Origin of the sequence: Clostridium sp. (assembly GCF_026168755.1) — a bacterium.
Taxonomy (GTDB): domain Bacteria; phylum Bacillota; class Clostridia; order Clostridiales; family Clostridiaceae; genus Clostridium.
In genome coordinates, this window is the sequence record NZ_JAPFDR010000001.1 from 129,296 (window position 1) to 141,805 (window position 12,510).

Annotated in this window: 14 protein-coding genes; 10 read left to right on the top strand and 4 right to left on the bottom strand. The window is 26.8% G+C overall.

The genetic code is table 11. The features are described 5' to 3' along the window. The first annotated feature begins 16 nt into the window (after positions 1-16). The 3 genes from tgt to Q0Y03_RS00655 all read left to right on the top strand — a co-directional run bounded on the left by tgt (position 17) and on the right by Q0Y03_RS00655 (position 2,017). Positions 17-1,156, top strand: a complete 1,140-nt coding sequence (tgt, locus tag Q0Y03_RS00645) for a tRNA guanosine(34) transglycosylase Tgt (RefSeq protein WP_297711933.1) — start codon at positions 17-19, stop codon at positions 1,154-1,156. 153 nt (positions 1,157-1,309) lie between these two features. Continuing rightward, a complete protein-coding gene (yajC, locus tag Q0Y03_RS00650) occupies positions 1,310-1,585 on the top strand; it encodes a preprotein translocase subunit YajC (protein ID WP_297711934.1) in 276 nt (91 codons plus the stop codon). 54 nt (positions 1,586-1,639) lie between these two features. Next, positions 1,640-2,017 carry a TIGR04086 family membrane protein gene (locus Q0Y03_RS00655; RefSeq protein ID WP_297711936.1) on the top strand — a complete coding sequence of 126 codons (378 nt, stop codon included), beginning with the start codon at positions 1,640-1,642 and terminating at the stop codon, positions 2,015-2,017. Between the two features lie 244 nt (positions 2,018-2,261). Here the strand turns inward: Q0Y03_RS00655 and Q0Y03_RS00660 are convergent, their stop codons facing one another. Further along, positions 2,262-2,450: a hypothetical protein gene (locus Q0Y03_RS00660; protein WP_297711937.1), complete on the bottom strand. Its 189-nt coding sequence runs from the start codon at positions 2,448-2,450 to the stop codon at positions 2,262-2,264. A gap of 353 nt (positions 2,451-2,803) precedes the next feature. On the opposite strand from Q0Y03_RS00660, the gene Q0Y03_RS00665 reads away from it, so the two are divergent. Both Q0Y03_RS00665 and Q0Y03_RS00670 read left to right on the top strand, forming a co-directional pair. Then, positions 2,804-4,135 (top strand): FAD-dependent oxidoreductase, encoded by a 1,332-nt coding sequence (locus tag Q0Y03_RS00665; RefSeq protein WP_297711938.1) that lies wholly within the window; start codon positions 2,804-2,806, stop codon positions 4,133-4,135. Positions 4,136-4,242: 107 nt separating this feature from the next. Then, positions 4,243-5,538 (top strand): family 10 glycosylhydrolase, encoded by a 1,296-nt coding sequence (locus Q0Y03_RS00670; protein WP_297711939.1) that lies wholly within the window; start codon positions 4,243-4,245, stop codon positions 5,536-5,538. Positions 5,539-5,930: 392 nt separating this feature from the next. Here the strand turns inward: Q0Y03_RS00670 and Q0Y03_RS00675 are convergent, their stop codons facing one another. Then, on the bottom strand, positions 5,931-6,857 hold the full coding sequence (locus Q0Y03_RS00675; RefSeq protein WP_297711941.1) for a hypothetical protein: 927 nt from the start codon (positions 6,855-6,857) through the stop codon (positions 5,931-5,933). Positions 6,858-7,019: 162 nt separating this feature from the next. Continuing rightward, positions 7,020-8,006, bottom strand: coding sequence for a helix-turn-helix transcriptional regulator (locus tag Q0Y03_RS00680; protein ID WP_297711942.1), 987 nt, complete (start codon positions 8,004-8,006; stop codon positions 7,020-7,022). 176 nt (positions 8,007-8,182) lie between these two features. On the opposite strand from Q0Y03_RS00680, the gene modA reads away from it, so the two are divergent. The 4 genes from modA (at position 8,183) to Q0Y03_RS00700 (ending at position 11,471) form a co-directional block, all read left to right on the top strand. Beyond that, on the top strand, positions 8,183-8,992 hold the full coding sequence (gene modA / locus Q0Y03_RS00685; protein ID WP_297711943.1) for a molybdate ABC transporter substrate-binding protein: 810 nt from the start codon (positions 8,183-8,185) through the stop codon (positions 8,990-8,992). 21 nt (positions 8,993-9,013) lie between these two features. Next, positions 9,014-9,691, top strand: coding sequence for a molybdate ABC transporter permease subunit (modB, locus tag Q0Y03_RS00690; RefSeq protein WP_297711944.1), 678 nt, complete (start codon positions 9,014-9,016; stop codon positions 9,689-9,691). 2 nt (positions 9,692-9,693) lie between these two features. Beyond that, complete coding sequence (locus Q0Y03_RS00695; RefSeq protein WP_297711945.1) at positions 9,694-10,746, top strand: sulfate/molybdate ABC transporter ATP-binding protein; 1,053 nt, start codon at positions 9,694-9,696, stop codon at positions 10,744-10,746. Between the two features lie 98 nt (positions 10,747-10,844). Continuing rightward, positions 10,845-11,471 (top strand): copper homeostasis protein CutC, encoded by a 627-nt coding sequence (locus tag Q0Y03_RS00700; protein ID WP_294140783.1) that lies wholly within the window; start codon positions 10,845-10,847, stop codon positions 11,469-11,471. A 48-nt stretch (positions 11,472-11,519) separates the two neighbouring features. Here the strand turns inward: Q0Y03_RS00700 and Q0Y03_RS00705 are convergent, their stop codons facing one another. Further along, positions 11,520-11,939: a GNAT family N-acetyltransferase gene (locus Q0Y03_RS00705; protein WP_297711946.1), complete on the bottom strand. Its 420-nt coding sequence runs from the start codon at positions 11,937-11,939 to the stop codon at positions 11,520-11,522. Between the two features lie 156 nt (positions 11,940-12,095). Between Q0Y03_RS00705 and Q0Y03_RS00710 the strand changes: the two genes are divergently transcribed. Beyond that, a complete protein-coding gene (locus tag Q0Y03_RS00710) occupies positions 12,096-12,503 on the top strand; it encodes a UDP-N-acetylglucosamine pyrophosphorylase (protein ID WP_297711947.1) in 408 nt (135 codons plus the stop codon). The last annotated feature ends 7 nt before the right edge of the window (positions 12,504-12,510 follow it).

The window sequence follows — 12,510 nt, forward strand, 5'->3', positions numbered from 1 at the left end:
AAGAGGAAGTGAAGTTTTGAGTAAAAGATATACATTGTTAAAAAAAGACGGTAAAGCAAGAAGAGGAAGATTTAAAACACCTCATGGAACTATAGAAACACCGGTATTTATGAATGTTGGAACTTTAGCTGCAATTAAAGGTGGAGTTTCGTCTATGGACTTAAAAGAAATAGGATGTCAAGTTGAACTTTCTAATACATATCACTTACATTTAAGACCATCTGATAAAGTAGTTGCTAAAATGGGTGGATTACATAAGTTTATGAATTGGGATAGACCTATATTAACTGATTCAGGTGGATTCCAAGTGTTTTCATTAGCATCAATGAGAAAAATTAAAGAAGAGGGAGTTTACTTTAACTCACATATAGATGGTAAAAAGATTTTCATGGGACCAGAAGAGTCAATGCAAATTCAAAGTAATTTAGCATCAACAATAGCTATGGCTTTTGATGAATGCATACCAAACCCATCAACTAGAGAATATGTAATAAATTCAGTTGCAAGAACAAATAGATGGTTAGATAGATGTATAGCTGAAATGAATAGATTAAATTCATTACCTGATACAATAAATAAAGAACAAATGCTTTTTGGTATTAACCAAGGTGGTTGTTATGAAGATATAAGAATAGAGCATGCTAAACATTTAGCGAAATTAGATATGGATGGATATGCAATTGGTGGTTTAGCAGTTGGTGAAACTCATGAAGAGATGTATAGAATTATTGATGCAGTAGTTCCACATTTACCAGAAGATAAACCAATATACTTAATGGGGGTTGGTACTCCAGAAAATATACTAGAAGCTGTAGATAGAGGTGTTGACTTCTTTGATTGCGTTCTTCCAGCTAGAAATGGTAGACATGGTCATGTGTTCACTGGGCAAGGTAAAATAAACTTAATGAATGCTAAATTTGAATTAGATGAAAGACCAATAGATGAAGGATGTCAATGTCCTGCTTGTAAAAATTATACAAGAAGTTATATAAGACATTTATTTAAAGCTAAAGAAATGCTTGCATTAAGATTATGTGTTTTACATAACCTTTATTTCTACAATAAATTAATGGCTGATATTAGAGATGCTATTGATAATGGAAACTATAGTGAGTTTAAAGAGCAAAAACTTAGAGAATGGAATATAAAAAAATAAAATTTTAAAATTAGTTTTATGAATAAATTATTAAACTTTGAAGTATAAATGTTCATAGAATTGACATATAAATTTAAATAAAGTATAGTATTTAATACATAATAAATATTATAATGTATTGTTTTAATATAAATGTGAAGGGAAGGGATTTTAATGGCACAATTATTGGCTACATTATTACCTTTAATTGCAATGTTTGCAATTATGTATTTCTTATTAATACTTCCAGAAAAGAAAAGAACTAAGAAGTACAATACAATGTTATCAGAATTAAAAGTAAATGATGAAGTTTTAACTAGAGGCGGAATAATTGGGAAAATTATAACAATTGATGAAGATCAAATGGTTATCCAATCAGGTCCAGACAGAGTAAGATTTAGAGTAACAAAAAATTCTATAGCTCAAAAGTTAAATAAAGACGTTGCATAATAAAGAATATTACCCCCTTTTAGTTCATAGAATGAACTAAAAGGGGGTGTTCTTATGGAATGGAAAGATTATTTTGGAAATGTTTTGAAAGGAGTTGTTGGAGCGGTTGCAATAGTTACCATATTAACTGCTATTTTTTCATTAATTATGAGCTTTGTGGAAATTAGTCCAGGCATAGACAGTGCTATTAATGTAGGAATAACAAGTATAAGTTTAATATTTGGAACAATATTAGCAGCTAAGTTATATGGGCATAAAGGTTGGTTAGTAGGTCTTTCAGTTGGTGTATTATTTTACATAGCTTTATATGCAATAGGAGTTTTATTTGGAGCTGAAGCTACTTTAGGTTTATATGATTTAATAAAGTTTTCACTTTGTGTATTGGTAGGTATTCTTTCAGGTATGTTAGGTATTAATCTAGGAAGAGAGTAAATTTTATAGGGAGTTATAATTAAATTAATAGAATTCCCTATACATCTTTAACATATTAAGAGAGAAAAATGACTGGGCTACAGTATTTGGTATGATATAACAGAGGATAAAGTAGATTAAAAAATTAGGATTTAGAATTAGTATTTATAAATATAAAAAGGTATGATTTCTTTTATAGACATCATACCTTTTTAATGTATAAATTAACAGAAATATTGATTAGTAGAATATTTATTGTATGCATTTAAATTATATTTACCTTCTTTAACTTATCTTTTACCTCAAAAAATCTACTTTCTAAATTATCAATTTTAGATGAAAGAAGTTCCCTTTCTCTAATATTATTAGCAGTACTTAATTTACTGTTTAAATTATCTATGTCTGTAGCAAGTGAAATAATTTCTATAGTATAATCCCATGCACTTTTCCCCATACTTTAAAATCTCCATAAATAAAATTCTAATAATATACTATGAAAGAAATGAATAAAAGCAACCACTTTTTTAGAAAGACTTTGTTTAAAATCAATGAAAACGATATAAAATATGATGAAGTATTAAGCAATATATTAATTATACAGAGATTTTAAAGAATATAAATTTAGAAAACACAAAAAATAAATTAGATAATATTGATATAAAAAAGTTGAGATAAAAATTGTGTTAAAAAATATACAAAAAACTCTTTACTATTTCTTATTAAAGTAGTATGATTTAATTAAGGAAAATAATTATTAATTAAAAGAGAATATTAATAAATAAAAATATGTTTTAGGAGGAAATTATTATGAAAGTAGTTGTTGTTGGATGTACACATGCAGGTACAGCAGCAGTAGTTAATTTAAAGGAGCTTCACCCAGAAAGTGAGATTACAATATATGAAAAAAATGATAATTTATCATTTTTATCATGTGGAATAGCTTTAAATGTTGGAGGAGTAATTAAAGAAACTAAAAATCTTTTCTATAACTCTCCAGAAAATCTTGCTAAAATGGGCGTAGTAACAAATATGAAGCATGAAGTTTTAGATATAGATTTTGAAAATAAAACTTTAAAAGTTAAAAATCTTTTAACAAATGAAGAAGTTGAAGACAATTATGATAAATTAGTTTTAACATTAGGATCATGGCCGATTGTTCCTAAATTTGAAGGTGGAGATTTAGAAAATATTTTATTATGTAAGAATCATGATCATGCAATTGAAATAATTGAAAAATCTAAAGAAGCTAAAAATGTAATTGTAATTGGTGCAGGATATATTGGGGTTGAACTTGTAGAAGCCTTTGAAATGCAAGGTAAAAAAGTTACATTAATAGATGCTGAAGAAAGGATTATGGCTAAATATCTTGATAAAGAATTCACAGACATAGCTGAAAAAGAATTTGCTGATAGAGGTGTAAACCTAGTTTTAGGAGAAAAAGTAGCTAAATTTGAAGGTGAAAATGGAAAGGTAACTAAAGTTGTTACTGAAAAGGGAAGCTATGAAGGTGATTTAGTTATACTATGTATTGGATTTGCACCAAGCACTAAGCTTGTTCAAGGTAAATTAGATACCCTTCCAAATGGAGCAATTATAATTGATGAATATATGAGAACTAGCAAAGAAGATGTATTTGCAGCAGGAGATTGTTGTGTAGTTAAATATAATCCAGCTCATGATACAAGATATATTCCTCTTGCAACAAATGCTGTAAGAATGGGTACTTTAGTAGCTAGAAACATTGTTGAACCAACTCTTAAGTATATGGGTACTCAAGGGACTTCAGGAATTAAGATTTATGAAAAATGTATAGCTTCAACAGGATTAACTGAAGAGGTTGCAAAGGCTACAACTAAGATGAATGTTGCTTCAGTATCATTAACTGATAATTATAGACCAGAGTTTATGCCAACTTATTTACCTGCTACTGTTAAATTAGTATTTGATAAAGATACTAGAAGAGTAATTGGAGGACAAATAATTTCTGATATAGATTTAACTCAATTCATGAATACTTTATCAGTAGTTATTCAAAATGAAATGACTTTAGAAGAGCTTGCAATGACAGACTTTTTCTTCCAACCACACTTTAATAAACCATGGAGTATTTTAAATGCAGTTGCATTAAAAGCTTTATAGTAACTAAAGGGTAATCTAGAAATAGGTTACCTTTTTTTTGTTAAGAATTTATAAGTTTTGTTATATTACTAAAAAAATAATAATAATATTGTAAAGGGAGGTGACAAATGAAAAACAAATATATTCAGTTCATAACAATATTTATATCAATATGTTTAGTTACTGGCGTAGTACTAAAAATAAAGATAAGTAAAATTAGTAATGATTCACAAAGTAAGAGGGAAAATATAAATTTTAATGGAAGTGAAGGTGAAAAAAATATAGCAAATAAATTTATAGAAGATGGAGAAATGAGAGGGGTTTGGGTATCGACAGTAAGTAATTTAGATTGGCCAGAAGTTGGACGTTATGATAGTAAAGTTCAAAAAGAATTATTAAAAGAAAAATTTGAGTTTATAGAAGAGCAAAATATGAATACAATATTTTTTCAAGTTAGGCCAATGGGAGATGCTTTATATGAATCTAGTTATGCACCATGGTCTAAGTATTTAACAGGAACTTTAGGGGAGAAGCCAGGATATGATCCTTTAGAGTTTGCTGTTGATGAAGCTCATAAAAGAGGCCTGGAGCTTCAAGCATGGTTTAATCCATTTAGAATAGATAGCAATTCAGAAAATTTCAGTATAGATGATTATATAGCTGAATTGCCAGAAGAATCGTCATTAAAAAACAATCCAGATTGGATAGTGAAATATAACAATTATCATTATCTTGATGCAGGAATACCAGAGGTTAGAGAATATGTTATTGATACAATAATAGAAGTTGTAGAAAATTATAATATTGATGGTGTTGTTTTAGATGATTATTTTTATCCATATCCTTCAGGGGGAGTGGAGTTTCCTGATGAGGATACATATGAAAAGTATGGTGAAGGTTTTACTTCAAAAGATGAATGGAGAAGAAATAATATTAACTCTTTTATAAGTGAATTATATAGCCAAATAAAGGATACTAACGTTGAAGTTAAATTTGGAGTTAGCCCATTTGGAATATGGAGAAATGGAGAATCTATTGGTGGAAGTAATACAAGCGGCTTAAGTAGTTATGATGATGTTTATGTAGATTCTAGGAAATGGATTCAAGAAGGATGGGTTGATTATATTATACCTCAAATATACTGGCAATTTGATTATAATTTAGCTCCATTTGCAACACTAGTGGATTGGTGGGCTAAGCAAGTAGAAAATACTAATGTAAAACTATATATTGGACATGCAGCTTATAAAATAAATGATTCAAGTTATGGAGAATCTTGGCTTAATTCAAATGAAATAATAAATCAAATACGCTATGCTAGGGCAAATAACAATGTAAATGGTAGCTGTTTCTTTAGATTAAAGACTTTAGAAGAAAATAGACTTGGATTTACAGATAAATTAAAGGAATTGTATAGTAGATAGTTAAGCGGTAAACAATTCATATGAAGAAATAATTAATAAATAATTTTATGATGAATTTAAAGAGATTGATTTTATATTTTAATTTGTTCTTGACCTATATAATATATATTTTTGTATATAGAAATCTGTTATATTAAATTGTTGTTACCAATAGTTTAATATAACAGACTTATATAAGGGTTAAAAGATATTTATAATAGTAGTAGAAGAGATGAAGAGTATATATTAAAAAGAATAGAATTTTGTGTAGATAATAAATTTAAACATAATAAAGAGTCTATAATTCATATTTGAAAAATAGACAAGTAATAATAAGAAGTTTATTAATACTATTATTTTAGATAACTTAAATGTCATAAAACCATAACTAAATATAAATAACTATAATTTGACTAAAGGGGGAGTGTTTTTAATTTTATATTTTTCCAAGATATATATGTATATATATCATTAATTAAGTGAATTTTTCTTGTTGACTGCTCATTTAATGATAATTTTGTTTTAGATTCAAAATTGTTTTTATATTCAAATAATCGCCAATATAAATAATGATCTAAATATTTACTTGCAACTCCTCGAAATTTAGAAAGCCATTTTTGTGTAGTAATAGAATAATTTATATCAATATTATTTTTATAATTTTTTTTGCATTTTACTTTATTTATTTTATTAAATGCTTTAGCGAAAGTTTTTAATCTTCCATCAATTAAACCAACTAAGTAAGCATCTTTATTTAATCTTGGAATAATATTATCTTTGATTTCATAAAATCCCAAAAAGTTTCTTGCTGCAATAATTGGTATTATATCAATAGAATCATTAACAGCATTTATAATTGTAATTTTATCTCTTTTATTACTAGTAATATTTCTAGAACCTTTGAAATTTTCATTTACAATCATTTTAGTTAATTCTACATACGAAGATATATTTTTAAGATAATATTTGTTTTTTAGATCAAATAAAAATCTATGTCTCCAAAAGAAGGCTGTCACAACTGTAATATTTAATTTAGTTGCACATTCTCTAATGGTAAGACCTCTATTTAAAAGGTTTAGGTACTCTAGGTAATTTTCTTTGAATTTTTTAGAATATCTAAATTTATTATAAATTTCATTAGTAAAAGTTTTTCCACACTTAGAATCTTTACATTTGTATCTTTGAATATTTTTGTACATTCCATATTTAATAATAGCTTTATTTTTACAATAGGGGCATTTATCTATAATGCTAGGTTTACAATTATGAAAGTCTATTAAATCATTAGAAATTTCTTTGTTAGAATTATTATTAATTAAAGTTTTATAAAAATTAATCATATTATCACCAATTGTAATTATTAACATGATGAACTAATTATAAACATAAAAGTATTATTGTAGTTTTATTAAAAATTAACATATATATAATTATGACAAATAAAAAATACTATATTTAACTTAAATGTTAATTAAATATAGTATTTTTTATTTGTAATTGTGCTAAGTTGTAGATATTATTTTTCCAAGATCCTTAAGATCATAGCCACCTATTCCATATAGTTCATTCTTAAATTTTTCAGAAGATAAAATAGAAATTATGTTTTGATAAATTGGATTATTTAGATCACTTTTCTTTATAATTAAATCATATCGCTCTGTTTGAAGTGGTATAAAATCTATAGTTTCAACTTGCATAGAAGCCTTTTTATTTCCAAGTCCAACATTTGCATCTCCACGACCGACATTACTTGCAACAGCTAAATGAGAATTTTCTTCGTTATAATATCCATTTATAGAGTTTGGATCAATATTAAGTAATCTAAGCTTTTCATCTAATAAAACTCTTACACCACTTCCTTTTTCTCTATTAATAAATTTAACATTATTATTAGTTAAATCTTCAAATGATTTTATATTTAATGGGTTTCCTTTTTTAACATAAAATCCTTGTAATCTATAAGCTAAATTTATAAGTACACAGGGTGTACCAGGAAGTAATCTTTTAACATAATCAGTATTGTATTCATCATTATCACCATCCCAAAGATGACAAGAAGCTATAGAAACCTTGTTATTATATAGGTCATATAAGCCATTATAACTTCCTTTGTAAGAACGAAGAACAGTAAAATCAGGTAATAATTCTTCTATATATCTTGCTAAAATATCTAATAAAATATCTTGACCAGAAATAATTATTTCTGAATTAGATTGATTTTTTAGTGAAGTTTTATTACCAGTGATATAGGCTATATTTTCTGAATTACTATTTAATAATGTATTATTAATATTATGATTAATGGATAGTTTTGAATTTGATTTTTGACTATTGATATAATATTCTACATCATTCATATCTATTCTAATTTTTTTACCAATTTTATAGCTTGGCAACTCTCCACGTTTAATAAGTTCATAAACTGTATTTTTAGTTATTTTAAGCAGTTCAGCAACTTCTAATGGTGTTAAAGAAGATTTTAAATCCATCTTATCCCTCCTTAATTTTAAGATAATTTTAACATTAAAAAAGAAGTAATTCTACATTTCAATTAAATAGATTGATATAAAAAATAGAATATGATAATATTTAATTATTCAAAACGTGATAAAACATTATAAAACATAACAAAATGCAACTTAAATTATAGGATGGGGGAAATGAAATGTTAAAAAAGACAAAAATAATTTCAATGTTATTATGTTGTAGCTTATTATTAATTAGTTGTGGTAAAGGTGATAGTGGAAATGGTACTACTACAGGGGATGAGGAAGAAAAGGCTCCAGTGGAGCTAAATATTTCAGCTGCAGCAAGTTTAAAGGAAGTAATGACTGATTTAGAAACAGAGTATAAAAAGAGTAATGAAAATGTAATTTTAGTTGTGAATTATGGATCATCAGGATCTCTTCAACAACAAATAGAACAAGGAGCTCCTTGTGATTTATTTATATCAGCTGGACAAAGTCAAATTAATAATTTAAAAGAGAAAGGATTATTACTTGATGATACTACTAAAGATTTAGTTGAAAACTCTTTAGTTCTTGTGGCAGCTAATGGAGTTGAAATTTCTAGTTTGGATGATTTAAAAAGTGATAATGTTACTCATATAGCTGTAGGTGAACCAGAAAGTGTGCCAGCAGGTAAATATGCAGATGAAGTTTTAACAAACACAGGAATAAAGGATAGTATTAATGATAAATTAGTTTTTGCTAAGGATGTTAAAGAAGTTTTAGCATGGGTTGCATCTGGAAATGCAGATGTAGGTTTTGTATATTTAAGTGATGCATTAAGCAGTGATAGGGTATCTATTGTAGAAAATGTTGATGAAGTAAATAATAATTCATCAATTACTTATCCAGTATCAGTTATAAAAGACTCAACTAATGTTGATGAAGCAAAGAAATTTGAAGATTTCTTATTTACAGATACAGCACAAAAAATATTTGAAAAGTATGGATACAAGTCAGTAAAGTAAATAAAAGAAAGGTTATAAGTTATGGATTTTTCACCTTTATGGATATCACTTAAAACAGCATTTCTTGCAACAATTATAACTTCTATAATAGGAATATTTATATCTTATAAAATGGCTAATTATAAGGGGAGAGGTAGGGGGATAATAGATGGAATCTTCACTCTTCCGTTAATATTGCCACCAACTGTTATAGGATTTTTCTTATTACTTCTTTGTGGAAAGAATGGATTTGTAGGAAAAATTTTTATGAGTTTTAATAAAAATATTATTTTTAGCTGGAGTGCAACAGTTATAGCAGCTACAGTAGTTGCATTTCCAATGATGTATAGAACTTGCCGTTCTGCATTTGAACAAATAGACAAGAATATGATTTCAGCAGCTAGAACTTTAGGATTAAGCGAAACTAAGATATTTTTTAAAATTGCAATTCCACTTGCATGGCCAGGAATAATTGGTGGATTAGTATTAAGCTTTGCAAGAGCATTAGGAGAATTTGGAGCAACATTAATGATAGCAGGAAATATACCAGGTAGAACACAAACTATGCCAGTTGCAATATTTTTTGCTGTTGAAAGTGGAGATATGAATAAGGCCATGCTTTGGGTTTTAATTATAGTTGCAATATCATTTATAATGATATTCTTATTAAATTATTGGGGTGATACACAGCAAAAGTTAATAGGAAATAGGGGGAGATAGTTATGAGTCTACATATTGATATTACTAAGAATTTATCTTCCTTTAATTTAGATGTTTCTATGGAAAGTAAAGGTGGTATTATAGGCTTTTTAGGAGCATCAGGTTCAGGAAAAAGTATGACACTTAAATGTATAGCAGGTCTTGAAAGGCCATCAAAAGGAAAAATAATTATTAATGATAAAGTACTTTTTGATTCAGAAGAAAAAATTAATGTTAAAACTAAGGATAGAAAAGTTGGTTTCTTATTTCAAAATTACGCATTATTTCCTCATATGACTATAAAGGATAATATAGAAATAGGTTTAGATAAAATTAGTAAAGATGAAAAGAGTAAATTATCATCTAATTATATTAAAAAATTTGGATTAGAAGGCCTTGAAAATAGATATCCTTGGCAGTTATCAGGAGGACAACAACAAAGAGTAGCATTAGCAAGAGCTCTGATGACTTCACCAGATATACTACTTCTTGATGAGCCATTTTCTGCTTTAGATAATCATTTAAGAGCAAGTATGGAAAGAGAACTTATAGAGATTTTAAAGGATTATGAAGGGACAGTAGTTTTTGTGACTCATGATATAGCAGAGGCTTATAGGGTATGTGATAAAATAATAGTGTTTGATGGAGGAAAAGCAAAGGATATAAGAGATAAAAATGTATTATTTGAAACTCCACAATCATTGGCTGAAGCAAAACTTACAGGATGTAAAAATATATCAAGGGCTAAAAAGTTAGATAATAATTTTATTTTTGCAGAAGAATGGAATTTAAAGCTTAAATGTTTAGAAGGCATTAAAGATAATATAAACTACATAGCTATAAGATCTCATAATATTAAGTTATACAAAAATGATGAGGAAGAAAATGTTTTTGAAGTATTAATAGAAAATATTGTGGAAAATCCATTTGATTATATTTTATATATAAAGAGTATTAATTCAAGTAACAGAGATTTAATACATTTTACTATTTCAAAGGAAGAAATGGTATTTGATATTAATGAAAAAATAAAGGTTAAATTTGAGCCACAATATTTATTTGCTTTTAAAAATTAATAAATTATTAAAAAATCATGTTAATTATTTTGACATGATTTTTTGTATTATAATTTATTTTGATGATATAATTAAATTGAAAAACAATGGAGGAGGTTATGGTTATGTTATTAGAAGCATGTGTTGGATCATATGAAGAGGCTAAAAAAGCAGAAGAAAAAGGAGCAGATAGAATAGAGCTTTGTGATAATTTAAGTGAAGGTGGGACAACTCCTTCTTATGGAACAATATATTTAGCAAAGAAAAATATTAATATACCAATAGCGGTAATAATAAGACCAAGAGGTGGAGATTTCGTTTATTCAAATGATGAATTCGAAATAATGAAAAGAGATATAATGATTTGTAAAGAATTGGGGGTTGAAACTGTAGTATTAGGTATATTAAATAGAGATAATACTATTGATATTGAGAGAACAAGTGAATTAGTTAACTTAGCAAAAGGATTAAAGGTTACATTCCATATGGCCTTTGATGAAATTGATAATAAAATTGAAGCTTTAGAGCAACTTATTTCAATGGGAGTTAATAGAATATTAACTAAGGGTTCTAAGAATTGTGCAGAAGAAGGAAAAGTTGTATTAAAAGAGCTTGTTGATAAAAGTAAAGGAAAAATAACTATTTTAGTTGGTGGAAAAGTTACTTATGAAAATTATAAAGAGCTTTCAGATTTTATAGGTTGTAAAGAAGTACATGGAAGTAAGATAGTAGGAAATTTAAAATAATTAAAAGCCCTCAGCAAAGTTACTGAGGGCTAATTTAAATTAAGATAGTTATAAAGCTTTTTTAAAGAATATTTCGCCAACTCCATAATCATTAATTCCACATAACACACCACATTCAATGAAACCCATTTTTAAGTGCCACTTTTGAGGATTAACTGCATCTGTCATTGTAGAACTTAAAATAGTAGATTGTCCTTTTTCTTTTAAGTATTCTTCTAAGAAAGTTAACATTGATTTTCCAATACCAGAAGATCTAAAATCTTTTCTTATGACTATATAGCTTATAAATGGAAGGTGAGTCCAAATGTATTCAATCTTTAAACAACCGATAACCTCATTATTGACTTCTGCAACAATAACTTCCTTCATAGAAATTTTATTTTTAATTGTATCAATATTTTTATGTAAGTCCAATTCAACGCAAGATTCTAAATCATTGATATCTGCAAACCTAATTTTTAAATCCATATTCAAATACCTACCTTTTTGTATAATTATTACCACTAAATATTATAGAATATATTATACTTTTTTAAAAGGCTAATTAAGAAGAAATTAGTTGCAATAATATAGTAATTGTGTAGTATAATAAAGATATAAAATTTTAGAAAAGGAATAATTATTATGGTACATGAATTAACAGTATATAAATTAGGAAAATTATTAAGTGAACTTTCTAGTGAGTATAACGTAAGTTTATTAGTAAAAAGAAAGTTAAGTGGAGGATTTATCACAGTTACAGGAAAAGTAGATGTAGACTATATTCCAACTGATAAAAAGACTTTAAAAGGTAATAATATCATTGGTTTAAAAGTTAAGAATGATAGTGGGCAAATGGATTTAAAGATTACAGGAATTAAAGATAGTTTATTTAATGTAGAAATTGCACCTACTAAGTTTAAGGAAATTAATACTGGGGGATTATCAATAGATAAGATTCAAGAAAGTAAAGAGGAATGTAAGGTAAAAGTTGATGAAGATTTAATTTTTACAGTTCCAGCCCCAAGTGAAGTAGTGGAAAATTTAATATAGCATCTTA